The following is a 24118-nucleotide window of genomic DNA, read 5'->3' as shown; positions in this document are numbered from 1 at the left end:
AAAACCCTCATTGCCCGAAGCTGGGGTTTCCACCGGCACGGTCCTGTGGTCCCATGGGACATACCGTCGAGACAACGTGCGGCAGGCCACGTCGTGGAGTCAGTCAATTGGGCAAGAGTTCCGTACCCGGCAGCAGGAAGCCGCACCAGCGTACGTTTCCCCCTGTTGCCCGCGCTGCTGCTGCTGCAGGCGTGTTGGCCGCGTCCGTTTACAGTGTCAATCTTTCCGCCGGTCCGGCAGAACCGGGACAACTGGCGGGATCGGTAGCCCCTGCCGGGAGCGCCCCGGGCGCTGCTGCCTCCACCGGAAGCCTTAGCACCGGCACGGGCAATAGCACGCAAAAACAATTAGCTCCGCCGCCCTCGGACCAGGTTGTGGCCAGCGCCCTCCCGCCCGCCATCCTGTCCAATCCGCAGGTCACACTGGCATTCCCGCATACCTCTATCGGGGGCTTCGCCCAAGAGGTGCCGGGCGCCTTGACCGTGGGACCTGCAGGTGCGGGCAGGCCGCTGGCCGGCTTCCTGATGTCACCGCTCCAGCTCCTTGATCCAAGTTCACCCTTCGGTCTCCGGGTCAGCCCGCTGAGCGGCACAGCGGGGGACTTCCACTTGGGCCAGGATTATGCGGCCGCCTGCGGTACGCCTGTCTATGCAGCCGACTCAGGTGTTGTACGGGCCGCCGGCTGGCATCCCTGGGGCGGCGGCAACCGGATAGAGATTGACCACGGCGACGGCCTTGTCACCACCTATAACCACCTTGAGTCGATTGGCGTGCACACCGGCGACGAAGTGCGGGTGGGCCAGGTCATCGCCCGTGTGGGGACCACCGGATGGTCCACGGGCTGCCACCTGCATTTCGAAGCCATCCTCAACGGCCGTTACACCAACCCGGTGAGGTGGAGCTTCCTCCAGCTCCGCGCGCTGGCCCGGGTTCCGGCCGACATGGTTTCCTATGCCCCGGGGCAGGGCCTGTACGCCGGCAGGATCAGCTGGACCATTCCCCTGCAGGTGGACCCCGCCGATGGGTACCCGGCGGCCGGGCTGCTGCCGTCGCCCTTCCCGCCGCTGCTGCCACGTGTGCCGGCAGCGGTGCCGTCTGAGGCGACGGGCATTGTGCTTCCGCCGCCCAGAACGCAACCCACGACGACGGCTGCCCCACCTCCTGAAGCCCCCGGCAGCGCTTCGCCGACTCCGTCCGGCCCGGCACCCAGCGATCCTTCGGCTGCCCAGCCAAGCCCGACGCCGTCGCCCGGTTCACCGGGCCCGTCGCCTTCTCCGACGGAGCCTGTCAGCCCGACTCCCACGCCCACTGACCCGGTGCCGTCGCCCGCACCGACCGAGCCAGCGCCGTCGCCCGTTTCGCCGAGCCCGACGCCTTCTCCGACGGAGCCTGTCAGCCCGACTCCCACGCCCACTGACCCGGTGCCGTCGCCCGCACCGACCGAGCCAGCGCCGTCGCCCGTTTCGCCAGCGCCGCCGCCTTCGCCTACACCTGTCGAGCCGATTCCTGCGCCGCCTGCACCGACACAGCCTGCACCCACGGAGCCAGCACCGACGCAGCCCGCACCAGTGCCCAGCGAACCGGCACCCCTGCCGACATCACCCGCACCAGCGCCGGTTGAACCTGCTCCGGCCCCTTCACCGGCCCCTTCACCGGCACCGACCACTGTGGCACCTGCGCCTGCTCCGGCCCCTTCACCGGCACCGACGACCGTGGCGCCTGCGCCTGCTCCCGTCCCCACGACTGTTGCGCCGCCGCCCGCACCCTCGCCTGCGCCGTCGTTGACCGAACCTGCGCCAACAACACCGCCGGCCTAGGAAATTTCCTGTCCAGACCCGTACCTGAGAGCAGCGGCAGCGAACTCCCTATATGAACAACCTTCAGCTGATGCGCAGCCCGCGGCCCCTGTATCCGATTCCGCTGATCCTCAATGACGGAACCAGGACGAACTTCGGACAGTTCGAGGGCAAAGTGGTGCTGGTGGTCAACGTCGCCTCCAACTGTGGCTTCACCCGCCAGTATGCTGGCCTGGAAGCCCTCTACGGCCAGTTCCGGGACCGGGGCTTCGAGGTCCTGGGCGTCCCGTGCAACCAGTTCGCGGGGCAGGAGCCCGGTACTGACGACGAAATTGCAGACTTCTGCGAACGGAATTTTGGTGTCACGTTCACACTGGCGGCCAAGGCGGATGTCCGTGGCAGGAACCAGCACCTTCTTTATGGTGAGCTGACCAAGTTCCGGACCGGCCTGCTGCCGGGGCTGGTGAAGTGGAATTTCGAGAAGTTCCTGGTCAGCCGGGAGGGGAACGTGGTGGCCCGTTTCGCCCCCACGGTGGAGCCGGATTCACCGGCGGTCATCGATGCGGTCGAGCAGGCGCTCGGATAAAAATGCACTGACCGAATTTGCTGTGCCTAAGCGCAGTTCTTTTATCTTTTTCCACATCAGCAACGGCAATTTACCCCATGTTTGCCAAATGTCTGATTGGATAAATATTACTGAAGGGTACAAGGGAAGAACGGCTTCCCACCGACCATAGAGGTAACAATGGAGCTCATCGAGGCCGAACATCCCCGGCCACGCCACTTCCTACTCCACCTGAGCGATCCCCACCTGTTGGGAGGTTCAGAACCCCTCTACGGAACCGTCGACAGCGAAGCCAGGCTCATCCAGCTCTTCGACGAAGTCAAAGCGTCCGGCGCGCGGCCGGAAGCCGTGATTTTTACCGGCGACCTCGCGGACAAAGGCGATCCGCAGGCCTACGTGAAGCTTCGCGCCATCGTCGATCCCGCCTGCAAGGAGCTCGGTGCCCAGGTCATCTGGGCCATGGGCAACCACGATGACAGGGCAAACTTCCGCAAAGGCCTGCTCGACCAGCCGGGCAGCGATGAGCCGGTGGACCAGAGCTACTTCATCAACGGCCTGCGGGTCATCACGCTGGACACCAGCGTCCCGGGTTTCCATCACGGCGAATTGAGCTCCGCACAGCTGGACTGGCTGTCGCGGCAGCTGGAAACCCCTGCCCCGGACGGCACCATCCTGGCCCTCCACCACCCGCCGGTCCCGTCCGTCCTGGATCTTTCCGTGCTGGTGGAACTGCGGGACCAGGCGTCGCTGGCGGCAGTGGTGCGAAACTCGGATGTCCGCACCATCCTGGCCGGCCACCTTCACTACTCCACCACGGCCAGCTTCGCCGGTGTCCCCGTCTCGGTTGCCTCCGCCTCCTGCTACACGCAGGACCTCAACGTTCCGGTGGGAGGCACCCGCGGGCAGGACGGCGGCCAGGCCTTCAACCTGGTGCACGTCTACGAGCACACCATCGTGCACTCAGTGGTTCCGCTCGGCAGTTCGCCCACGGTGGGCGAGTATGTGTCCCCGGCCGAGACGGCCCGGCGGCTGGAAGCGGCCGGAATCCGGATCCCGGAGAGCACCAAGCAGCGCGCCAGCGCCAGGCTCGGCATTTCCGGCGGGCGCTAGGACTGGCCTGCACGCCTTACGGTCCCTCCCTGGGGCCGGCAGCGAGGGCCTGCCGGGCTACTTTTCCCAGGGCGCTTTGATGGGGAAGTAGCGCTCAAGGAAGTTCGTCACCACTTCGGCCCGTTCGTCCGCGCTGATCTCCGGGAAGCTGCCGTCATTCAGGCAGAAGAAGTCCTGGTTCCGCTTGCCCAGGAGCTTGGGCAGGTACTTCAGCCCGGACCGCATGGTGGTGTCCACATAGCGCACCTTGGCGGCTGTCTGGGTGACGGCCCGGCCGGTGAGCAGCGCGTAGTAGTGGTAAAACGAGTTGGTGACGGAGATGTTGTCCGCCGCACGGAAGCGGCTGGCCGCCGTCTTGCGGAACTCCTCAGGAAACTCTTCCTCCATCTGGCCCACCACACTGCGCCGCAGGGGCGCGGCCGTGTGTTCAAGGTGACGCGTGGTGATCCGGCCGAACCGGTTCCACAGCAGCTTGCGGTTTACGCGTGCGGCGTTTTCGAACCCGCTGCGCTCGGCATCGTTTTCCCCGAGGCCGATCCTGGTTTCCGCTTCGATGAATTTGGTGATGCCGCCCGGGGTGAAAAACATGTCCGGACCCACGGGACGGCCAAAGAACATGTCGTCATTGGAGTAGAGGAAGTGCTCGGACAATCCCTCGATGTGGTGCAACTGGCACTCCACGGCCTGTGAGTTGTGGGTGGGCAGCACGGCGGGGTCGGAGAAGAACTCCTCGCTGCGGACGATGGTGACGGACGGGTGGTCTGCCAGCCATGCAGGCGCGGGGGAATCCGTGGCGATGAAGATGCGGCGGATCCACGGCGCAAACATGTACACGGACCGGAGCGCATATTTCAGCTCGTTGATCTGGCGGAAACGGGCCTCATGGTCGTCGCCTTCACCCAGGACGTGTCCCTTTTGCTGCGCGCGCCGGGCGGCGATGTATTCGGGGGAGCTGCCGTCCACCCAGGAGAACACAATGTCGACATCGAAGCTGATGTCGCTGGCGTGGTCGGCAAACATGTTCTCGATGGTGGGCCAGGTATGGCCGTAGCGCTCCACCGTGCCGCGGACGGCGTCCTGGCGCAGCAGGGTCCTGCGGGTCAGGGAGTTTTCGATGGGCAGGATGAGCTCCTCGCCCTCGAAGGCCCACAGTTCGATCTGGACGCCGGCGGAGGCACCAAACTCGAACCCGCCCACCGGCTCCACCCGCGGACGGTAGAGGCGGAAGATGCGGCCCTGCCGGTTGGGGGAGAGTTCGCCGTCGGCGACAAGGACCGACGTCTTCTTCTTCGCGTCCACCGTCATGGAGTAAAAGGGCTCCTCCCGGCAGGCCTCCACCAGGGCAGCGCGAAGCTTCTTCCGGTCCTTCCAGTCCAGCGCCAGCACGGGACGGTCGTTGTTGCCGCGGACCAGCAGGTACTCAAGGCCGGCGTTCGCCAGGACGTTGCGCATGAACAGCAGGTCCTCCACCATCGCCTGGTAAGGCGTCCTGGTGTCATTGATCAGGGCATAGCGGCCCTTGTGCCGGGTGACGTCAGGCCGGTGGCTGAGCCGCTGCTCCGCCGCCGGTGACGTGATTTCGGCGTGAAATTCTTCCTCCACGGACGCTTGTCCACCGTAGTAGACCTCGTCCTGGACCGGTGCTTCTGTAATGGCTGTCTCCGCGCTGCTGGAAGTGTGCGTTCTTACCTGCATGATAGTCCCGCGAAGGTAACGGCAGGTTTCCGGGCGGGGTTGGCGCGGTTACGGCCCCTGCGGTGAACGTCCGACGCCGGCCCGGCAGGGGCTCAGGCGTCCAGCGCCTCACGCCACGCGCGCAGGAAGGCGCCGCCGGCGTCGTCGTGGATCACTGCGGCTTCCAGCCCCAGGTCAGCCGCCGTCAGGACCGGGTACGGCTTGTTGGGCACACCGTCCGCAGGACGCACGTCCACGTGCTTCACGGGATGGTCGTTGTGGTGCAGCCAGTCGGCCATGGCGTAGTCCGTGCGCGAATCGCCCACAGTCCGCCACGCCTGCGGCGTGATGCCTTGGGCCGCCAGGAGTTCCACCGCGCGGCTGGCGCCCAGGTCCTTCCCCAACCGGACGGACTCGATGTCCGTGGAGATGATGGTGGGGTCCACGCGGTAGTCCACCTCGTCGTCGGAATTCGGGACGTGGTGGTCCAGCCGGACAACGCCCAGGCCGTGCCGCGCCATGAGCTCCATGGCCTCGCCGTCGAACAGCTTTTGCTCCGCGAGGTAATCCATGCTGGGCACGTCGATGTGCTGCTCCACGGACACCATGGCCCGCTTGGTCTCATCGAAGAACATGTGGGCCGCGTAGTCCTCTGCCACCAGCCGGCGGATGTCGTCACCGTAGGCTGCCGGCACCGCAAGCTCATGGTCCACGTGGACGGGGCCGGGCCCGGCCGAGGTGTAGCTGAACCAGACTGCCCCCTTTTCACAGACGGCGTGGATGATGGTGCCTCCCGGGATGCCGGCAGCGATCATCGGCTCCATGACCTGCTCCCGGATGAAGGCGTCGGAGCGGCCGGTGTTGAAGATGACGGGTATCCCTGCGGCGGCGAGGGCCACCAGGTCCAGGATGATCCCGGGTTTGACGTCGCGGGTCACGGGGCTGGCCACCGGCCCGTCCACGTCAAGCAGGAGCGCCAGCGGCGGTGCGGACGGCAGGCGGATTCCGGGCGCGGGCACGGCGGGGGACTCGGTTGCTGTCATGGCTCCATTGTCTCAGCACGGACGGCGGTGTCCTGTGCGACCGTCCGGGCAGGGGCGGCTGCAGATGGTCACTGTTTGGCTACAACCTGGCACCCGCCAGCCCTGCCACTTTCGCTGGCGCATCGCCGTGCCTACTGTTGCATGGTGATATTCAAAGCTGTGGGCGAGGGCCGCCCTTACCCCGACCATGGTTACAACACCCCCAAACAGTGGGCGTCGCTGCCGCCCAGACCGGTCCGGCTGGACGAGCTGGTCACCACCAAACGCACGCTGGACCTGGAAGCGCTGCTGGCCGAGGATTCCACATTTTTCGGCGACCTGTTCCCGCACGTGGTGGAGTACCAGGGGACCCTCTACCTGGAGGACGGGCTGCACCGCGCGGTCCGGACAGCGCTGCACCAGCGCACCGCGATCCATGCCCGGGTCCTGGTGCTCGATGGCTAGGAAGCGGCCGACGGACCCCAGCGTCCTTCATGGCCACCACGTTGTTTCCGGCCCCGAACTGCGCGCTGCCATGGAGGCGGCAAGGGACGCCGATGAAACGGCGCAGGTCCGCCGCCGCGTACTGCACGGAGTGGTGCTGGTGCTGCTGATCGGCCTGATCGCCGCCGGCATCATCGTTGCCATGGCCATCATCAACGGCCGGCTGAGGATCCCTGCCGCCGAGCCGGCCCCGACGCCGGTGTCATCCTGCCCGGCCTCGACCTTCGACTACACGCCCAGCGACAAGATCAACCTCAACGTCTTCAACTCCACCAGCCGTCCCGGACTGGCCCGCTCCGTCGCGGACGAGTTCCTGGCCCGGAAGTTCGTGGTGGGGAACGTATCGAACATCAACGCAGGCTTCCGGGGAGTGGCGGCCGTGGTGTCCGGTCCGGCCGGGCAGCCGGCGGCCTTCACGGTGCAGCGGAATCTGCAGGGGTCTGATTACTTCCAGGACGGCAGGACCGACGCCAGCGTTGACGTGATCCTGGCGCAGGACTACAAGGCGCTCGTCCCGCCGGAGCTGGTGGACCAGACGCCCGGGCCGCTCAGCTGCCCCCGGGAAAGCAGGCGCATAGCGGACCCTGACAAACTGCCTGTTACCCCCGCCCCTGCCCCGACGCCGTGACCGCTCAGTCCCGGCACCCGGTGGCCAGCCGTCAGCTGGCCGCTGCCGGAAGCTGGGCCACGCGGATGGGCTGCCCCTCGTCGTCGAACCTGGCACCCGCGCCCAACTGGATGAAGCGCACGGTCCGGGCCACCCGGGCCTCCAGTTCGGCAGGTTCGTCGCTGCCCCTCGCGGCGCTGGAGGACAAGGTGCCCAAAATCAGCTGCGACTGCTGGCCCACGTCGGCCACCGGCAGGTAGCCCTGTGCCATGCCGTCCCGCAGGATGCCTTGGAGCAGGACGCTGAGCTCACCCACGTGGTCCGAGAGCTTGGCAAAGGACGACGGCGACAGCACCGCCCCCATGGCAGGGCCCGGCGGGAGGTGGCGGCGGCTGAGGTCAACCACCTGGGCGCGCACGTACAGGGCGAGCCGTTCCACCGGGTTCTCCAGGCGGTCCAGCGATTCGCGCAGGTCGGAGAGGAACTTTTCGGTCTCATCCAGGGCGTAGGAGATCAGGAGCTCTTCGATGTCCGCGTAATAGTTGTAGACGGCGGTCCTGCCAATACCTGCGTGCCGGGCCACGTCCGTCATGGTCAGCCCTGGAAGGCCGTGGGTGAACAGGAGCTCGCCAAAAGCGGTGAGGATGCGGCGCTGGGTCTCCGCGCGTTGTTCGGCATTGCTGGCCGCTGAAATCCTGGGCATGCAGACACTTTACCGCGATGTGTCAGTAAAATGCGCTAGACGGCGCAGCCGTCCGGCCCGCAGGCTTCGGCTTCGGCCGAATTGACCAGGACCAGCGGGTCGGCATCCTGCCAGGCCTGGTTCAGGGCAGCGGTGAACGTCTCCGTGGGCTGGGCGCCGGAGAGCCCGAACTTGCGGTCGATCACGAAGAACGGGACCCCGCTGATGCCCAGGCCTTGGGCCTCCTGGAAGTCGAACCGGACGTCGTCGGCGTACTTGTCGGTGGTGAACAGTTCATCCACCTCACCGGCCGGCAGGCCCAGGTCATTGCCGAGCGAGGACAGATACCCACGGCTGCCGATGTCCTTGCCGTGCTCGAAGTGGTCACTGAGCAGGCGTTCCTTGGCCGCATCCTGCCTGCCGTGCACCGCCGCCAGGTGGATCAGCCGGTGCGCGGTGAAGCTGTTGGCCACCACCACTTTGTCGAACCGGTAGTCCAGGCCTTCGCCCTTTGCCTGCTGGGCCACGTGCTCGAACATCTGCGACACCTGCTGTGCGGGCATTCCCTTGCGGCTGCTGAGATACTCCAGTTCGGTGCCGTCGTAGTGTTCCGGCAGCGTGGGGTCCAGTTGGTAGCTGCGCCACACCACGTCAACGGCGTCGCGGTGGGGAAATACGGCCAAGGCGGCCTCGAACCGGCGTTTGCCAATGAAACACCAGGGGCACGCGACGTCGGACCAGATCTCAATTTTCATGTCCTGCACAACCTGCAGGCTGGGGCCGCCATTCCGGGCCCAAGTATGAGATGCCCCACAAGCGGGTCTTGTGGCGGGGGCAATCCTGGGGAATAGTCGGAGCAGAGGTCAAGCAGCGGGCCCCTTGAAGTGGAAGCACCGCGGCGGACAATGAGTGCCCGGTGAGGTATTGCCCGGCCAGCTGGGGAGCCCGGCCTGTCAAACCTGGGAGGCCAGGAATGCGGATTGGACTTGTCACAGGTCCGTGGATTCCGGTCCCACCGGCAACGTACGGCGGAACGGAACGAGTAGTGGACACGCTGGCCAGGGGCTTCGCCGATGCCGGCCATGAAGTGCTGCTGGCTGCACCGGCGGACAGCACGTGTCCGGTGCAGCTCGTCGCGGGGATGCGGCCCACCGACTACGGGGGACTGGGTACCACCCTGTCCGAGCTCAGCCATGTGGTCAGGGCCTATGAAGAGCTCCAGGAAGTGGACATCATCCACGACCACACCCTGGCGGGGCCCCTCTACCTGCACCGGCCGGGAGGGGTGCCGGTGGCCACCACCATCCACGGCCCAATCCACGCCCAGGCGGTGGACATTTACCGTGCCGCTGCCAGGAAGGGCGCCGTGATTGCCATTTCGCGGGACCAGGCGTTGAGCGCTCCGGAGGTTCCCGTCACCCGGGTGATCCACCATGGCATGGACCTTTCAGCCGTGCCGGTAGGGACCGGGAGCGGCGGCTACCTTTGTTTCGTCGGCCGGTCGTGCCCGGACAAGGGACTGCTTGAAGCCATCACCATCGCCCGGCAGGCCGGCCTTCACCTCAAGATTGCGGTCAAGATGCGCGAGCCGGAAGAGGTCCGCTACTTCCGGGAAGTCATTGAACCAATGCTCGGCCCGAACGAGGACTTTGTGGGCGAGGTGGATGACGCGAAGAAGTACCGGCTGATGGGGGAGGCCATCGCCTTCCTGAATCCCATCCAATGGGCAGAACCATTCGGGCTGGTCATGATCGAGGCGTTGGCGACAGGGACACCGGTGATAGGCACAGCCATTGGTTCCGCCCCCGAAATCGTCGATCATGGACGCACGGGCTTCCTGGCCACGACTGCTGAACTGGCAGCCCTGGTGCCGGCAGTTGCGGCGCTGGACAGGGCCGCTTGCCGCAAGGATGTGGAGGACAGGTTCAGTGCGCAGCGGATGGTCGCAAAGCACCTTGAACTCTATGGCCAGCTCATTGAAGGGAGGTTGGCTCCAGGGGTTCCGCATCATTGACGGGTGCACCAGAATCGATAGGGACACCGCTGCTTTCCCCGGCCCGCCGGGGCAGCTTTCCCATCAGGATGGAGTCCTCCCATGACCGCCTGGAATGAAGATAACGAAGCCTCCGGATCGGACGTCGGCGCCATCACCGTCCTGGAGGGTTCTTCCTTTTGTATCTCCGCCGGAACCGGTGACATCAGTCACGACGGCGGCACGAACGGCGCGTTCTTCCAGGACACCCGGATCATTTCGCGTTGGGTGCTGCGCATCAACGGATCACTGCGCGAACCGCTGTCGGCGCAGCGGCCGCAGCCCTTTGAAGCAACATTTGTTGGCCGTGCCACCTGGCCGGGCGGCCGGTTCGACAGTCCGCTGGTGGTCCGCCAGACCCGGCACATCGGACCAGGCCTGCAGGATGACATCACCCTGCAGAACTATGCAGCGGAACCCGTTGATTGCGCCATCGAACTCCTCCTGGATGCGGACCAGGCCGACCTCTTCGAAGTGAAGGGCGGCCGGACCACAGGCGCGGACGACACAATCCGCACGGTGGTGGATGGAAGGCTCATCATTGAAGCATCACGCCATGGCCAGCAACGGGGTTCCGCCATCGGCGCCCGGGGTGCAGAGGTGGGCATGGACGGCCTCCGTTTCCGGGTCACCATTCCTCCGAGGGGCAAATGGGCCACCAGCGTGATCGTGGTGCCGCTGGTGAATGGGGAAGCACCGGAAAAGCCGTTCATGGAAGGCCAACTGCCGCATCACCGCGAGGGCGTTCGCCGGCACCTGGCCTGGGAAGAGAACGTTCCGCGGATCAGCATCGAGGATGCCAGCTTCCAGAACGTGCTCAACAGGAGCCAGAGTGATCTTGGTGCCCTGCGGATCTTCGACGTCCATCATCCCGACCGCGCTGCCGTTGCGGCAGGAGCCCCCTGGTTCATGGCGTTGTTCGGGCGGGACTCGCTGCTGACGTCCTACATGAGCCTGATGGTCAACCCCAACCTCGCCCTGGGCACGCTGCAGACGCTGGCCGGTATCCAGGGAAAAAAGGTGGACCTGGATTCGGAGGAGGAACCCGGCCGTATTCCGCATGAGGTCAGGCTTGGTGTCACCGCGGGTCTGTCGCTGGGCGGCACGGCATACTATGGCACGGCAGACGCAACCCCCCTTTTCGTGTCCACCTTGGGCGAGCTGAGCCGGTGGGGGCTGTCCCGGGATGCGATCCAGCCACTGCTGGCACACGCGGACCGGGCGCTGGAGTGGATCGAGAAGTACGGCGACCGCGACGGCGACGGCTTTGTGGAATACCTCCGGCCCAACGACCATGGCCTGGTGAACCAGGGCTGGAAGGACTCCTGGGACGGGATCAACTTCGCGGATGGAACAATCGCGGAAGCCCCGATTGCCCTCTGCGAGGTCCAGGCGTATGTCTACGCCGCCTACCTGGGCAGGTCGTTGCTGGCCCACTGGAGCGGCGATTCAGGCCTGGAACAACACTGGGCCGGAAAGGCGGCAGCCTTCAAAGAAGAGTTCAACAGGAAATTCTGGCTGCCGGACAAAGGCTATTTTGCGGTGGCGCTGGACAAGGACAAGCGGCACGTTGATGCATTGACCTCCAACATCGGCCACTGCTTGTGGACGGGCGTCGTGGACGAAGACAAAGCCGGGTCCGTCATGGAGAACCTGATGTCCCCGCAGATGTTCACGGGCTGGGGCATCCGCACCCTGGCTTCCGACATGGGCGCCTACAACCCCGTCAGCTACCACAACGGCTCGGTGTGGCCGCACGACACTGCACTCGTGGCCACCGGGCTGATGCGGTACGGGTTCGTGGATGAGGCAAAGCGGGTGGCCTCGGGCATCCTCGATGCCGCCCGGCATTTTGACGGCCGGCTGCCGGAGCTGTTCTGCGGGTTTGACCGCGGCGAGTTTCCCGGCCCTGTTCCGTATCCCACCGCATGCTCGCCGCAGGCCTGGGCAGCGGCAGCGCCGGTGCAGCTTGCGCGGATCCTGCTGCGGTTCGATCCCGTCTTTACCCGCGGGGTGGTGCACCTGGCGCCGATCCTGCCGGAGACCGTGGGGAGGTTCCGGGCGGAAAACGTCCTGCTGAATACCAGCAGAGTGACCATCAGCGCCGCCGGATCGACCGGCACCATCGAGGGACTCCCGCCGGGGCTGAAGCTCCTGGCCGAACCGCGGCCGCCACTGGCCTACCCGGTGGAAGGGATGGCGGCCGGCGTGGAGGCGCGCAGGCTTCACTGACGGCGCCGGTGTCCGAAGGAGCTGCACGGCAGGGGGCGCTCCAGAACGAAGTCGTGCTCTACCGTGCTGCCCAGCCGGAAGGACTTGGTGCCCACCTTGTGGAAACCGGACTTTTCGTAGAAACGGATGGCCCGGGCGTTCTGGCTGTTCACACCCAGCCAGGCCCCGGCGCTGCCGGATGCTGCCGCTGCCTGGAGGCTCGAGTGCATGAGTTCTGCGGCCGCGCCCAGCCCGTGGTAGTCCGGGTGGACATAGCATTTGCTGATCTCCACGGACGGCAGCAGCGTCAGGACGGAGGCCACGTCCGGGTCCGTTGCAGGCCGGTCCACCAGGAGGCTGTAACCGTTAAGCTGCCCGTCGGTGTCAATGACCAGGATGGTGGTGTCAGGGTCCGCCAGGTACCCCTTGAAGTGTTCCTCACTCAGCGTGTTGGCCAGGTGGGCGGCAATGTCGGCAGGTGACGACGACGGCGGGCAGGCCAGCGGAAAGGTGACGGCTGCCAGCGCGGCCAGCGCGCCGGCGTCGTCCGCTGTTGCCGTGCGGATGGTGTGGGTCATTCGGTTGCTCCGGTAGTAAAAACGGTCAGGCCGTGAGGGTTCGGATGGGGGAACCGGCAAGCCAGGCGGTGACGTCCTCCAGGGCGCCGCCGTAGAACTGCCGGTAGCTTTCCTGCGTGACATAGCCCAGATGCGGGGAGAGCACGGTGTTCGGCGCGGCCAGGAGCGGATGGCCGGCCTGCAGCGGTTCCTGGTCGAAGACGTCCAGGGCGGCGCCGCGGATCCATCCTTCGTTCAGCGCTTTGATCAACGCTTCCTGGTCCACCAGTGGCCCGCGGGCGGTGTTCACCAGGATGCCTTCCGGGCCCAGCAGCCGCAGTTCTGCCTCGCCCACGGTGTTCTCCGACCTCGGGGAGAGCCGCAGATGGAGGGTGGCGACGTCGGCCACCGCAAAGAGCTCGTCCTTGGACACGAGCCGGGCGCCGGCCTCCTTGGCTGCCTCCGCCGTGAGGTTCTGGCTCCACGCCACCACCTCCATGCCGAACACCTGCCCGTACGCGGCCACCCGCCGCCCGATCTTGCCCAGCCCCACGATGCCCAGCGTCTTCCCGGCCAGTTCCACACCCACGGTGGACTGCCACGTCCCTGCCCGGACGGAGTTCTCCTCTGCGGGAAGGTGCCGGGCGATGGCCAGCAGCAGGGCCCAGGTCAGTTCGGGCGCTGCCGTGGCTGAACCGGGCGTGCCGCACACCGTCACCCCGTGGTCGGCCGCGGCCGCCAGGTCGATGGCGGCATTCGCCATTCCGGTGGTGACCAGCAGCTCAAGCGCCGGCAATTTCTCGAACACCTCACGGGGAAATGCCGTCCTCTCGCGCATGGCGATCACCATGGTGGTGTCTGCCAGCGCCGAAACCATGGCGTCCTGCGAGGCAAAAGGTTCACGGTAGGACGTCACGGTGACCCCCTCCGCCTCCAATGCTGTGAAGTCCGCGAAGCCGTGGGCCACGTCCTGGTAGTCGTCGAGGATGGCCAGGCGGTGCGTCATGGGTGTCCTTCCCAGCGTCCTGCGTCATTGGGTCACGTTCATCGTATGGCAGCGCCGGCCGGACGGGTGCCTGAAACTCCAGCAACGCCGGGCGTGATAGCAATGGGAGTGATGAATCCACGCCCATTCCCGATTTTGACCCTGTGAGCGGCCGCGTCCTGTCCCGCATCCCGAAAAGCTGGGTCCTGCTGGCCTGCATCGGCCTGCTGGCGCTGAACCTCCGGGGCCCGTTCGTTGCCGTCGCACCCCTGGTGGACCTCATGCAGGCGGAACTGCACTTTTCGCCCGTCATGCTGGGGCTGCTGACCAGCATCCCCGTACTCTGCTTCTCGCTCGCAGCCCCGTTGGCTTCCCTGGCGGCGCGGAAGTTCGGGGCCGAGTTCGCCGTGACCCTGACCATCCTGGGCGTTCTGGCCGGTGTGCTGCTCCGCTCCGCCGGAGGACCCGCGCTGGTGGTGGCCGGCACTGTGGTTATTGGCCTGGCCATCACCGTGGGCAACATCGCCGTGCCGCTGATCATCCGCCGCGACTTTGCTCCCCGTAGGCAGGGGACTGCGATGGGGATCTACACCGCCGCCCTGAACATCGGGTCCTTCCTGACCTCGGTGGCCATGGCCCCGTTGGCGGCAGTGACGGGGTGGCGGCTGGCCTTGGCCGCTGTCGCCGTCCTGGCTGTGGCTGCGGTGGTGGTGTGGGTGCTTGCAGTAGGGCCGCGGACTGCTTTCGTGGCCGAGGCTGAGGACGGCGGGGATACTCCCCGGGCTGCCGCGAGCCGCTCCGGCTGGATTACGTTCGGGCTCACGGCGGGCTTCGGCGGGCAGGCTTTTTCCTACTACGGCGTCACGGCGTGGCTGCCCAGCTACCTGCACGACGAGCTGGGGATGAATGCCGCGCAGGCCGGCGCCGCGTCCTCGATCTTCCAGATCCTTGCCATCGTGGGCGGGCTCGGCGTGCCCTTTGCGGCCAAGTACATGAGTACGACGGCGGTGGCGGTCACCCTGGGTGCCCTGTGGCTTCCCGTTCCCGTGGGGCTGCTTCTCGCGCCGCAGCTGTGGTGGCTGTGGTCCACCTCCGGCGGCATTGCCCAGGGCGGCGGCATCACCCTGATCTTCATTGCCATCATCAAGCTGGCCCGCGACCAGGCCTCCGCCGGGCGGATGTCCGCCACTGTCCAAGGCCTGGGCTACTGCCTCGGAGCGGTGGCCCCGCCGCTGGTGGGCTTCGTCCACGACAGTTCGGCATCGTGGACGCCCGCACTGCTTGTCATCCTCGTGTCGGTGCTGACCTTTTTCCTCAGCACCACCCTGTCCGTGAGGCAGGTGCCGAAGGGGCGCTGAGGCGACGCCCCGCCGTCGTCCTTTCCTCTTAAACCCCTCCGCGAGATGGCATTTGAGCGCAATCATTCCTGGGAATATTGCCCTTAAATGCCATCTCGCGGGGTGATTCAAATGCTCCGTCGCCGGGCCGGCACCCCCGGATTTCGGGGGGCCTGTTGCGAAGGGCGTGCCGGCCCGGCGGACGGAAGTTCTGTGCTGCCTTAAGCCGCGGCCAGCTCCTCAACGGTTGCCTTTTCGCGGGCTTCGGTCAGGTAGCGGGCGTAGGCGGGGAGGGTGAGGAAGGACGGGAAGTCGCTGGCCAGGGTGACTTCCTCGAAGATGTCGCGGGCGTCCTCGAACCGGTCGCCGTCGAAGCGTTCCAGTCGGGCGAACTCTTCGTCCAGGAGTTCCTCCACCCAGTCGTGGCTGATGATCTCGCCGTGGTCCGTGATGGCCCGGGCGTAGATCCACTGCCACAGCTGGGAACGGGAGATTTCCGCGGTGGCGGCGTCCTCCATGAGGTTGTGGATGGCCACCGCACCGTTGCCGCGCAGCCAGGACTCGATGTAGCGGATGCCCACCTCGATGTTGTTCCGGATGCCCTGTTCGGTGATGGTGCCGTGCAGGGAAGCGATGTCGATGAGGGCGCGGTCGTCCGGAGTGACGTCCTCGCGCAGCTTTCCGAGCTGGTTGGGGCGCTCGCCGAGTACGCCGTCGAATACCTCGCGGCAGATGGGCACCAGGTCAGGGTGGGCCACCCAGGAACCGTCGAAGCCGTCGTTGGCCTCGCGGGTCTTGTCCGCGCGGACCTTCTCGAGGGCGTTTGCGTTGGCCTCCGGGTCCTTGCGGTTGGGGACGGCTGCAGCCATGCCGCCAATGGCCATGGCGCCGCGCTTGTGGCAGGCACGGACCAGTTGCTCCGTGTAGGAGCGCATGAAGGGCGCCGTCATGGTTACCTGGCCGCGGTCCGGCATCACGAAGCGGGGGCCGCGGGTGCGGAAGTTCTTGATGATGGAGAAGATGTAGTCCCAGCGGCCGGCGTTCAGGCCGGCGGCGTGGTCGCGCAGTTCGTAGAGGATCTCCTCCATTTCGAAGGCCGCTGTAATGGTTTCGATCAGCACCGTGGCGCGGATGGTGCCCTGCGGGATGCCGAGCAGGTCCTGGGCCAGGATGAAGATGTCGTTCCACAGCCGGGCTTCCAGGTGGTTCTCGATCTTGGGCAGATAGAAGTAGGGGCCTTTGCCCTGGGCGAGCAGGCGGCGGGCGTTGTGGAAGAAGAACAGGCCGAAGTCCACGATGCCGCCGGCGATCGGCTGGCCGTCGATGAGCATGTGCTTCTCCGGCAGGTGCCAGCCGCGGGGGCGGACCACAATGGTGGGCAGGTCGCCGGCAGGCTTCAACTTGTATTCCTTGCCCTCTTCGCTGGTGAAGTCGATCCGGCGCTCCAAAGCGTCGGTGAGGTTCAGCTGGCCCTTGATGACGTTCCGCCACGTGGGGGTGGAGGAGTCCTCCATGTCCGCGAGCCACACTTTGGCGCCGGAGTTCAGGGCGTTGATGGTCATCTTCTTGTCCACGGGGCCGGTGATTTCGACGCGGCGGTCCTCCAGGCCTGGTGCCGGGGGAGCGACCCGCCAGGACGGATCGTTGCGAATGTGCTCGGTCTCCCGGAGGAAGCGCGGATCCTGCCCGGCCGCAATGTCAGCCCGCCGCGTGCGCCGTGCCTGCAGCAGCTCCTGCCGCCGCTCGGCCGTGGCCCGGTGCAGCTTCGCAATGAAGGAGAGGGCATCCGGCGTCAGCACCTCGTCCTGCCGGCACATGGGCTGCGCGGTCAGGGTTATGCCGTTGATCGTGAAGGTATCGGTGAAGCTGTTCATCTGAAGTCTCCTGGTAACCCCGGTTGCTCTATCACTTTTGGTTGCCAAGGCGGCCTGTTAGGGGCCAAAAGTGATAGAGCAACGAGCGGGAAGGCTGGTTTTAGTGGAACTGGCCCTCTTCGGTGGATCCCACCAGGGCCAGGGTGGACGCGTTCGGGTTGAGCGCCGTGGAGATGGTGTCGAAGTAGCCGGTGCCGACTTCGCGCTGGTGCTTGGTTGCGGTGTAGCCGCGGGACTCGGAGGCGAATTCCTTTTCCTGGAGTTCGACGTATGCGCTCATGCCTTCACGGGCGTAGCCGTGGGCGAGGTCGAACATCGAGTAGTTCAGGGCGTGGAAGCCGGCCAGGGTGATGAACTGGAAGGTGAAGCCCATGGCGCCGAGTTCACGCTGGAACTTGGCGATGGTGGCGTCGTCCAGGTGCTTGCGCCAGTTGAACGACGGCGAGCAGTTGTAGGAGAGCATCTGGTCCGGGAACTCGGCCTTGACGGACTCGGCGAACTTGCGGGCCAGTTCCAGGTCCGGGGTGCCGGTTTCCATCCAGATGAGGTCCGAGTACGGGGCGTAGGCCTTGGCACGGGCGATGCAGGGTTCGATGCCGTTGCGGACCTTGTAGAAGCCCTCGGCGGTGCGCTCGCCGGTGATGAACTCCTGGTCGCGCTCGTCGACGTCGGAGGTGATCAGGGTGGCTGCCTCGGCGTCGGTGCGGGCGATGACGACGGTGGGGGTGCCGGCGACGTCGGCTGCCAGGCGGGCGGCGTTCAGCGTGCGGACGTGCTGCTGAGTGGGGATCAGCACCTTGCCGCCGAGGTGGCCGCACTTCTTCTCCGAGGCGAGCTGGTCCTCCCAGTGAACACCGGACGCGCCGGCCTGGATCATGGATTTCATGAGTTCGTAGGCGTTCAGCGGGCCGCCGAAACCGGCTTCGGCGTCGGCAACGATCGGGACCAGCCAGTCCTCAACGGTCTGGATGCCTTCGGAAAATTCGATCTGGTCCGCCCGGAGCAGGGCGTTGTTGATGCGGCGGACCACGGTGGGGACCGAGTTGGCCGGGTAGAGGGACTGGTCCGGGTAGGTGTGGCCGGAGTTGTTTGCGTCCGCGGCAACCTGCCAGCCGGAGAGGTAGATGGCGCGCAGCCCGGCCTTGACCTGCTGCACGGCTTGGTTGCCGGTGAGGGCGCCAAGGGCGTTGGTGTAGCCGCCGGTCTTGTGCTCTTCGGTGAGCTGCTTCCACAGCTTTTCCGAGCCGCGGCGGGCCAGCGTCTGCTCTTCGGAGACGCGGCCGCGGAGGCGGACGACGTCGGCGGCTGAGTAGTCCCGAGTCACACCTTCCCAGCGGGGGTTGGCGGCCCACTCGAGCTCCAGGGCGGCGGCCTGCTCTTCGGGCGTCTGCTGGGTGGGCTCAAATGCTGCAGTCATCGTTGATCTCCTTGATTGAGCTCCGGAGGGAGTAGGTGGGAACCGCGTCGTTGAGGTTCCCACCGGCTTTTCCGGTGCGGTGTTTCTTTCCGTGACACCTACTTTTCAGCACTTTCAACCCCCTTTCTAGATGAAAAGTATGGAAAGAAATGCACTTCTTCACGTATCCTTCAGAAATGTCGCCTTCAAGCTGGAACAGGGACGTTTCCCAGCCCTCGTCCACCGCTGCTGCCCCCGAACTCGACGTCTATGCGCTGGGCCGCCGGGTCCGCCATCTGCGCAAACAAGCCGGGCTCACGCTCGATGACCTGAGCGCCGCCGTCGGTACCGCTCCCAGCCAGCTCAGCCTGATCGAGAACGGCAAGAGGGAGCCCAAGCTGACGCTGCTCCAGCACCTTGCCGTGGCGTTGAATGTCACCATCGATCAGCTGCTTGGGGCCGAGCCGCCCAGCCGCCGCGCCGCCCTCGAAATCGAGCTGGAGCGCTACCAGCGCGGTCCGTTGTACGAATCGCTGAATCTACCCAAAATCCGCATCAGCTCGCGGCTTCCGTTGGATGTGCTGGAGGCGCAGGTGGGTCTGCTGCATGAGCTTGAGAAGAAGATGAACGAGCAGGTGGCCACCCCTGAGGAAGCCCGCCGCGCCAACGGTGAGCTGCGGGCCATGATGCGCGAACGCGGCAACTACTTTCCGGAGTACGAGGCCGAGGCGCAGAAGGTCCTCAAGGAGGTGGGTTACACCACCGGTCCGCTGAGCCAGCACGTCATCGCGGACATCGCCGAGCACCTCGGTTTCACCCTGCACCACGTGGGGGATTTGCCGCATTCAACCCGCTCGGTGACGGATTTGAAGAACCGCAAAATTTACCTCACGCAAAGCCAGCGGCAGGACCACGACCCCCGCTCGGTGCTGCTGCAGGCACTGGGCCACTACGTCCTGGGCCATGAGACGCCCAAGAACTACGGCGATTTCCTTGCGCAGCGGGTGGCAACGAACTATTTCGCCGCCGCCCTGCTCCTGCCCGAGCAGGCCACCGTGGAATTTCTGCAAAAGGCCAAAACGGCCAAGGAAATTGCGGTGGAGGACATGCGGGACGCTTTCGCCGTTTCGTATGAGACCGCCGCGCACCGCTTCACCAACCTGGCCACCAAGCACCTGGGCATCACGACGCATTTCCAGAAGACGCACCAGAGCGGCATCATCTACAAGGCGTACGAGAACGACGGCGTCAACTTCCCCCAGGACCACACCGGCGCCATCGAGGGGCAGCCGTCCTGCAAGGCCTGGACGTCACGGGCAGTGTTCGATGTCCCGGACAAGTTCAGCGCCTACAGCCAGTACACGGATACACCCTCGGGCACCTACTGGTGCACCGCCCGGACCGAGCGGTCCGCGAGCGGCGAGTTTTCCCTCAGTATCGGGGTGCCGTACCAGCATGTGAAGTGGTTCCGCGGGCGGGAAACCACCGCCCGCGCCAGGTCCAACTGCCCGGACCCCAACTGCTGCAAGCGGCCGCCCGCCGAACTGACCAACGAGTGGGCCGGCAACGCCTGGCCGTCCGCCCGGGCCCACTCGCACCTGCTTGCCGCCATGCCGCCGGGAGCCTTTCCCGGCGTCGATGAGACCGAGGTGTACAGCTTCCTCCAAGCACACTCGGGCAGCTGAGTTATTCAACGGTTCCGGTGGTGGCATGGTCTGGAAGTGGCCGGTGGCGAATTATCACTTGCACCTCGGAGTGCACGATGTCCTCCAGGATGCCGTGCAACGTTTGGAATGATTCCTGGCTGCCGGACCAACGGCCGGAATCATGGAGGAAGTCCAGGAACCGCATGAGGGAATAGGTGGCCATGACGCCTTCGAGGAGGGCATGCGTTATGAGCGACATCAGCTTTGCGGTCGCCTCCGCTGGTTCGAGGGCAGTGATGGCACGAGCTCCTTCGAGCTCGGGGTAGAAGCGGAAAAAGCGTGTCAAGCTCTCCAGCACCTCCTCGATGTCTGCACTGAATGAGTGCTTGCCGTACCACCGGATGAAGGCCGGGGCTAGGGCTTCCAACTCACGGACGTTGCTGGATGAGGGGCGCACCGCGTCTGTGGTGGTGGCTTTGCATAGGTCTCCGGGTGGAATACAAACATGGTTCCTTCGTGCCGCCCGTCGACGCTGGTTCCTGCCCACACTATTCCTCCGCTTCATACTGTTCCGGATGTCCAAACAGTAGGGACGAAATTGCCGGCCCTGCTACGCCGGAAGCGCGTATGTGGAAAGTCGGCGTGCAAGCTGATTCAACGTTGGCTCAGATCGTGGCGGTTATTCGTGACACGCCCGCTCACTTTCTTGCGAATAGTGAGCGGGCGTTGGTGGATTTCCTGCGAGAGGTGAGCGGGCGTTGGTGGATTTGCTGCAGGAGGTGAGCGGGCGTTTGGGTCAGCCGTGCAGGGCCCGGTAGGCGTCCGCGGCCGCGGGGTGCAGGGGGACGCCAGCGGTGTTGATGAGGCTTTCCGCGCTGAGGAACTGCACTCCCAGGGTGGACTGGGGGATGAGTTCGGCGGCCGAATGCACCAGCAGCTGCACCGTCCGCTCGACAGTGCCGTTGTCCAGGTCCCGGCGGCACAGGAGCAGGTTGGGGGCGCCCACAGTCCACACCGCCGGAATTCCGGGGTAGCTGCCTTCCGGAATGAGGACGCGGTCGTATATGCCGCCAAACCGCCGCCGCAGTTCCGGCAGCAGGCCCGACAGGTCCAGGAGTCCCAGCGCCACTTCCTGCTGGGCCGCGGCGATGGCAGCCGTCGGCACCCCGCCGGACCAGAACAGGGCATCCACGGTCCCCGCCTTCAGCGCGGCGATGCCGTCATTCAGGCCAAGGTTCTCGACGGCGGCAGTTCCGGCGGAGGGCGCAGCGGCATCCGCTGAGGTGCCCAGCCCCGCAGCTTCGAGCAGCCGGGGAGTGGTGAGCGACGTCCCGGATCCGGGCTGCCCTACAGCAACCCGGCGCCCCGTCAGCCCTGAAATATCCCGGATGCCGCTGTCCTTCCGCACCACGCAGTGGACGTAGTTCTCGTACACCTTCCCGATGGCGGAAATTTCAGCGTTGTCCCCGCCGGCACCGTCCCCGCCCGCCTGGCCGGCAGCATCAGCCAGGGCCACGGCAAAGGCAGCCCGCCCGGCGCGCAGTTCAGCGATGTTGTCCAGACTTCCGCCCGTGGCCACCGCCCGGGCATGGGCTGCAACGCCATGGCGTTCCAGCGCGGCGGCCAGCAGCGTTGAGAACTCCAGGTAGAACCCGCCCGGTTCACCGCCGGCCACAACCAGGTTCTCCGGGCGGTCACTCCCGGTACAGGAACTGAGGGAAGGCGGCAGCAACGCTGCGAGTCCGACGGCGAAGGCTGACTTCAGCACGGACCGTCGCGGCGGTAGCGACAAAGGGCTGCAAGGGGCACCGGTTTCAGGCACGAGCACCGCCCCCGCTGGATTCGGACGCCATCTGGCCTGCTGGTGGAACAGGAAACTCGATCCTTGCTGACAGCCCGTGCGGGGCCGTTTCGGCCAGCACCAGCCGTCCGCCGTTGGCGGCGGCAAGCTCACCGACGATGGTCATGCCGAGCCCGGTCCCCGGCACGGCGGCATGCCGGGGGGACCGCCAGAACCTGGTGGCAGCCGAGGTGCGCTCTGCGGCGGAAAGCCCGGGGCCGTCGTCGTAAATTTCCACCACCACAACGTCCTGCTCCAGCCGGACTGCCGCCGTCACCGTGGCACCTGGCGCATATTTAATGGCGTTGTTGAGGAGTTCACCGGCCATCTGGGCCAGTTCTGCCGGGTGGCAGGCAACCAGCACCGGCGGCTGCGGCGGGCCGGAAAGGACCAGTTTGCAGCCGGCCTGTTCGGCCAGCGGCGCCGCCCGTTCAATTTCGCCCTGGAGGATGGGGAAAGGGTCCACCGGTTCCGCGGGCGAAGCCTCGCCCGGGCTGCCGGCCGCCCGCAGGTACCCTTCGGACGCGCGGTGCTCCGCGGCCGCAAGCTTCAGCACCCCGTCCAGGATCTCCTCCACGCGGTCCAGCTCCGCCATGGCCCGTTCAGCGGCATCGTGTTCGCGGGCCGTCTTCAGTTCGAGCTGCAGCAGGTCCAGCCGCAGACGGAGCGCCCCCACCGGGTTCCTCAGCTGGTGCGACGTGTCCGCGATCAGCTGGCGCTGCGCCGCCATGCTGGCGCTCACGGTCCGGGCCATGGCCGTGAAGGACCGGCCCAGTTCCCGCAGCTCCGGCGGCCCGTCCTCCGGGAGGCGTTCCATGCGCCCGGTCCGCTCCAGCTCACGCACCGCAGAATCCAGCCGCAGAACGGGCCGCAGGACCCAGCCGGTCACCCGGGCCGCCCCCACCAGGAGTACGGCGGCCAGCGCCAGCGCGGCGAGGCCCACTCCAAGCCAGCGTTCGCGCAGCTTCTGCTGCGCCGTGTCCGCATGGACATCCAGGACCACCGCGCCCAGGACCTGGCTTGCACTGCCGAAGGGGCGGAAGATGACGCGGGGACCGGAGCCAAAAAATTCCAGCGGTTCCAGCGACGTGCCGCTCACGTTGAGCCTGGCCAGGGACAAGGCATTCTGCACGTCTGCGCGGCTGGCGGACAGGCCTCCGGACTCCAAGGTGTCCTCCTGCACGCGGACCACGATGCCCTCGCCGTAAAGCCCGGAGTACGTGTCCATTTCCCGCTGCAGGCGCACGGTGTCGCCGTCGCCCGCTGCGTCAAACGCCACCTGGGCCAGTCGGTTCAGGGACGCTGCCCGGTTGATCTGCAGTTCCTGGGTCAGCTCGCGGGACGCGGAGGTGAGGATGGTGCCCGAAATCAGGAAGACCACCACCAGGCAGAGCACGCTGAGGACGCCCAGCACCCGCAGCCTCATGCGCCGGCCGCCTCCACCCGGTAGCCCACCCCGCGGACGTTGATGATGAACCCGGGCTTCTGCAGCTTCGCCCGCAGCCCGGTGAGGTGGACGTCCAGCGACCGGGAGGACGCCAGGAAGGCGTCACCCCACAGGGCGTCCAGGATCTGTTCCCGGGTGACCACCGAGCCGGCATGGCGTGCCAGCAGCGCGAGGAGTTCGAATTCCGTGGCGGTCAGGGGGAGCGGAAGGCCTGCTTTGGCGGCCGTCCGCCGGTTCAGGTCGATGGCCAGGTCGTCCAGCACGATGACGTCCTCCTGCGGGATGCCGCTCACGCGCCCCGTGCGCCGGGTCACGGCTTCGATCCGTGCCAGCAGTTCCACCAGCTTGACCGGCTTGACCAGGTAGTCGTCGGCGCCGGACCGGAGCCCGAGGACCACGCTGCGTTCGTCGTCGCGGGCGGTCAGGATGAGGATGGGAATGTCGGTCACCTGCCGGAGCTTGCGCAGCACCTCCAGCCCGTCCATGTCCGGCAGCCCCAGGTCCAGGAGGATCACCTGGAAGTTCCGGTGGGAGAGCAGCGCGTCGGCGCCGCGGGCAAGCCGCTGCGCGTGGTGCCCCGCGCTTTCGACGGCGGCGGTGAGGGCACCGGCCATGGCGTCGTCGTCCTCGACGATCAGCACGTCCATTGCCATCTTCCTTGCTGTTTTTGCGGTGTCCGGATCATCCCCCGCCTTTGGAGACTACCGCCTGCAGGAAGGTTTCACTCCACAGCGGGCGGTACAGGAATGGCAGCACAAAACCTAAGGAAGTGTTAGGAAATGCCCCGCCACGTTGGTTGTGCGGTGGATCACCCATACCTTGGATGAGGCCCT

At 66.1% G+C, this 24118-nt stretch carries 21 protein-coding genes and 1 pseudogene; 9 read left to right on the top strand and 13 right to left on the bottom strand.

The window, feature by feature from the left end:
* Positions 1 to 53: 53 nt before the first annotated feature.
* Positions 54 to 830 (top strand): annotated as a pseudogene (locus tag QF031_RS17325) (M23 family metallopeptidase); the annotation flags it as partial.
* A gap of 119 nt (positions 831 to 949) precedes the next feature.
* Here QF031_RS17325 and QF031_RS17320 read toward each other — a convergent pair.
* Positions 950 to 1741: a hypothetical protein gene (locus QF031_RS17320; RefSeq protein WP_307433587.1), complete on the bottom strand. Its 792-nt coding sequence runs from the start codon at positions 1739 to 1741 to the stop codon at positions 950 to 952.
* Between the two features lie 128 nt (positions 1742 to 1869).
* Here QF031_RS17320 and QF031_RS17315 point away from each other — a divergent pair, with 128 nt between their 5' ends.
* Both QF031_RS17315 and QF031_RS17310 read left to right on the top strand, forming a co-directional pair.
* Positions 1870 to 2382 (top strand): glutathione peroxidase, encoded by a 513-nt coding sequence (locus QF031_RS17315; RefSeq protein ID WP_307430983.1) that lies wholly within the window; start codon positions 1870 to 1872, stop codon positions 2380 to 2382.
* A gap of 159 nt (positions 2383 to 2541) precedes the next feature.
* Positions 2542 to 3471 carry a phosphodiesterase gene (locus QF031_RS17310; protein ID WP_307430980.1) on the top strand — a complete coding sequence of 310 codons (930 nt, stop codon included), beginning with the start codon at positions 2542 to 2544 and terminating at the stop codon, positions 3469 to 3471.
* A 57-nt stretch (positions 3472 to 3528) separates the two neighbouring features.
* Here QF031_RS17310 and QF031_RS17305 read toward each other — a convergent pair whose 3' ends face one another.
* Complete coding sequence (locus tag QF031_RS17305) at positions 3529 to 5166, bottom strand: stealth family protein (protein ID WP_307430979.1); 1638 nt, start codon at positions 5164 to 5166, stop codon at positions 3529 to 3531.
* Between the two features lie 92 nt (positions 5167 to 5258).
* Positions 5259 to 6188, bottom strand: coding sequence for a hypothetical protein (locus tag QF031_RS17300; RefSeq protein ID WP_307430976.1), 930 nt, complete (start codon positions 6186 to 6188; stop codon positions 5259 to 5261).
* A 144-nt stretch (positions 6189 to 6332) separates the two neighbouring features.
* Between QF031_RS17300 and QF031_RS17295 the strand changes: the two genes are divergently transcribed.
* Both QF031_RS17295 and QF031_RS17290 read left to right on the top strand, forming a co-directional pair.
* Complete coding sequence (locus tag QF031_RS17295) at positions 6333 to 6632, top strand: type II toxin-antitoxin system VapB family antitoxin (protein ID WP_307430973.1); 300 nt, start codon at positions 6333 to 6335, stop codon at positions 6630 to 6632.
* Positions 6625 to 7299, top strand: a complete 675-nt coding sequence (locus QF031_RS17290) for a LytR C-terminal domain-containing protein (protein ID WP_307430970.1) — start codon at positions 6625 to 6627, stop codon at positions 7297 to 7299. The genes QF031_RS17295 and QF031_RS17290 overlap by 8 nt, the downstream gene beginning before the upstream one ends.
* A gap of 31 nt (positions 7300 to 7330) precedes the next feature.
* On the opposite strand, the gene QF031_RS17285 is transcribed toward QF031_RS17290, so the two are convergent.
* Together QF031_RS17285 and QF031_RS17280 are read right to left on the bottom strand one after the other, a co-directional pair.
* Positions 7331 to 7981, bottom strand: a complete 651-nt coding sequence (locus tag QF031_RS17285) for a TetR/AcrR family transcriptional regulator (RefSeq protein WP_307430967.1) — start codon at positions 7979 to 7981, stop codon at positions 7331 to 7333.
* 35 nt (positions 7982 to 8016) lie between these two features.
* Positions 8017 to 8715: a DsbA family oxidoreductase gene (locus tag QF031_RS17280; protein ID WP_307430963.1), complete on the bottom strand. Its 699-nt coding sequence runs from the start codon at positions 8713 to 8715 to the stop codon at positions 8017 to 8019.
* Between the two features lie 218 nt (positions 8716 to 8933).
* On the opposite strand from QF031_RS17280, the gene QF031_RS17275 reads away from it, so the two are divergent.
* Positions 8934 to 9974: a glycosyltransferase family 4 protein gene (locus tag QF031_RS17275; RefSeq protein ID WP_307430960.1), complete on the top strand. Its 1041-nt coding sequence runs from the start codon at positions 8934 to 8936 to the stop codon at positions 9972 to 9974.
* Between the two features lie 81 nt (positions 9975 to 10055).
* A complete protein-coding gene (locus QF031_RS17270) occupies positions 10056 to 12224 on the top strand; it encodes an amylo-alpha-1,6-glucosidase (protein WP_307430957.1) in 2169 nt (722 codons plus the stop codon).
* On the opposite strand, the gene QF031_RS17265 is transcribed toward QF031_RS17270, so the two are convergent.
* Together QF031_RS17265 and QF031_RS17260 are read right to left on the bottom strand one after the other, a co-directional pair.
* Positions 12218 to 12781, bottom strand: a complete 564-nt coding sequence (locus tag QF031_RS17265; RefSeq protein ID WP_307430955.1) for a GNAT family N-acetyltransferase — start codon at positions 12779 to 12781, stop codon at positions 12218 to 12220. The genes QF031_RS17270 and QF031_RS17265 overlap by 7 nt on opposite strands.
* Positions 12782 to 12806: 25 nt before the next feature.
* Positions 12807 to 13766, bottom strand: coding sequence for a D-2-hydroxyacid dehydrogenase family protein (locus tag QF031_RS17260; RefSeq protein ID WP_307430952.1), 960 nt, complete (start codon positions 13764 to 13766; stop codon positions 12807 to 12809).
* Between the two features lie 143 nt (positions 13767 to 13909).
* Between QF031_RS17260 and QF031_RS17255 the strand changes: the two genes are divergently transcribed.
* Positions 13910 to 15103, top strand: a complete 1194-nt coding sequence (locus QF031_RS17255; protein WP_307430949.1) for an MFS transporter — start codon at positions 13910 to 13912, stop codon at positions 15101 to 15103.
* Positions 15104 to 15303: 200 nt separating this feature from the next.
* Here QF031_RS17255 and aceB read toward each other — a convergent pair whose 3' ends face one another.
* Together aceB and aceA are read right to left on the bottom strand one after the other, a co-directional pair.
* Positions 15304 to 16956: a malate synthase A gene (gene aceB / locus QF031_RS17250; protein ID WP_307430946.1), complete on the bottom strand. Its 1653-nt coding sequence runs from the start codon at positions 16954 to 16956 to the stop codon at positions 15304 to 15306.
* Between the two features lie 100 nt (positions 16957 to 17056).
* On the bottom strand, positions 17057 to 18373 hold the full coding sequence (gene aceA, locus QF031_RS17245) for an isocitrate lyase (RefSeq protein WP_307430943.1): 1317 nt from the start codon (positions 18371 to 18373) through the stop codon (positions 17057 to 17059).
* Between the two features lie 149 nt (positions 18374 to 18522).
* On the opposite strand from aceA, the gene QF031_RS17240 reads away from it, so the two are divergent.
* Complete coding sequence (locus tag QF031_RS17240) at positions 18523 to 20037, top strand: helix-turn-helix transcriptional regulator (protein ID WP_307430940.1); 1515 nt, start codon at positions 18523 to 18525, stop codon at positions 20035 to 20037.
* A 1-nt stretch (position 20038) separates the two neighbouring features.
* On the opposite strand, the gene QF031_RS17235 is transcribed toward QF031_RS17240, so the two are convergent.
* The 4 genes from QF031_RS17235 to QF031_RS17220 form a co-directional block, all read right to left on the bottom strand.
* Entirely contained in the window at positions 20039 to 20344 is a 306-nt protein-coding gene (locus QF031_RS17235; RefSeq protein WP_307430937.1) for a hypothetical protein, read from the bottom strand.
* A 450-nt stretch (positions 20345 to 20794) separates the two neighbouring features.
* On the bottom strand, positions 20795 to 21766 hold the full coding sequence (locus QF031_RS17230) for a TAXI family TRAP transporter solute-binding subunit (protein WP_307430934.1): 972 nt from the start codon (positions 21764 to 21766) through the stop codon (positions 20795 to 20797).
* Between the two features lie 46 nt (positions 21767 to 21812).
* Positions 21813 to 23264, bottom strand: coding sequence for a sensor histidine kinase (locus tag QF031_RS17225; protein ID WP_307430931.1), 1452 nt, complete (start codon positions 23262 to 23264; stop codon positions 21813 to 21815).
* Positions 23261 to 23932: a response regulator transcription factor gene (locus tag QF031_RS17220; protein WP_307430928.1), complete on the bottom strand. Its 672-nt coding sequence runs from the start codon at positions 23930 to 23932 to the stop codon at positions 23261 to 23263. The genes QF031_RS17225 and QF031_RS17220 overlap by 4 nt, the downstream gene beginning before the upstream one ends.
* Between the last annotated feature and the right edge of the window lie 186 nt (positions 23933 to 24118).

Source organism: Pseudarthrobacter defluvii (assembly GCF_030816725.1).
Classification (GTDB): domain Bacteria; phylum Actinomycetota; class Actinomycetes; order Actinomycetales; family Micrococcaceae; genus Arthrobacter; species Arthrobacter defluvii_A.
This window is presented reverse-complemented; position numbering and strand designations above follow the sequence as displayed.

Bases quoted from the DNA above. Each gene is read 5' to 3' on its own strand.
- QF031_RS17315 (WP_307430983.1), top strand. From the start codon at position 1,870: ATGAACAACCTTCAGCTGATGCGCAGCCCGCGGCCCCTGTATCCGATT.
- QF031_RS17310 (WP_307430980.1), top strand. From the start codon at position 2,542: ATGGAGCTCATCGAGGCCGAACATCCCCGGCCACGCCACTTCCTACTC.
- QF031_RS17305 (WP_307430979.1), bottom strand. From the start codon at position 5,166: ATGCAGGTAAGAACGCACACTTCCAGCAGCGCGGAGACAGCCATTACA.
- QF031_RS17300 (WP_307430976.1), bottom strand. From the start codon at position 6,188: ATGACAGCAACCGAGTCCCCCGCCGTGCCCGCGCCCGGAATCCGCCTG.
- QF031_RS17290 (WP_307430970.1), top strand. From the start codon at position 6,625: ATGGCTAGGAAGCGGCCGACGGACCCCAGCGTCCTTCATGGCCACCAC.
- QF031_RS17285 (WP_307430967.1), bottom strand. From the start codon at position 7,981: ATGCCCAGGATTTCAGCGGCCAGCAATGCCGAACAACGCGCGGAGACC.
- QF031_RS17280 (WP_307430963.1), bottom strand. From the start codon at position 8,715: ATGAAAATTGAGATCTGGTCCGACGTCGCGTGCCCCTGGTGTTTCATT.
- QF031_RS17275 (WP_307430960.1), top strand. From the start codon at position 8,934: ATGCGGATTGGACTTGTCACAGGTCCGTGGATTCCGGTCCCACCGGCA.
- QF031_RS17270 (WP_307430957.1), top strand. From the start codon at position 10,056: ATGACCGCCTGGAATGAAGATAACGAAGCCTCCGGATCGGACGTCGGC.
- QF031_RS17265 (WP_307430955.1), bottom strand. From the start codon at position 12,781: ATGACCCACACCATCCGCACGGCAACAGCGGACGACGCCGGCGCGCTG.
- QF031_RS17260 (WP_307430952.1), bottom strand. From the start codon at position 13,766: ATGACGCACCGCCTGGCCATCCTCGACGACTACCAGGACGTGGCCCAC.
- aceB (WP_307430946.1), bottom strand. From the start codon at position 16,956: ATGAACAGCTTCACCGATACCTTCACGATCAACGGCATAACCCTGACC.
- aceA (WP_307430943.1), bottom strand. From the start codon at position 18,373: ATGACTGCAGCATTTGAGCCCACCCAGCAGACGCCCGAAGAGCAGGCC.
- QF031_RS17240 (WP_307430940.1), top strand. From the start codon at position 18,523: ATGCACTTCTTCACGTATCCTTCAGAAATGTCGCCTTCAAGCTGGAAC.
- QF031_RS17225 (WP_307430931.1), bottom strand. From the start codon at position 23,264: ATGAGGCTGCGGGTGCTGGGCGTCCTCAGCGTGCTCTGCCTGGTGGTG.
- QF031_RS17220 (WP_307430928.1), bottom strand. From the start codon at position 23,932: ATGGACGTGCTGATCGTCGAGGACGACGACGCCATGGCCGGTGCCCTC.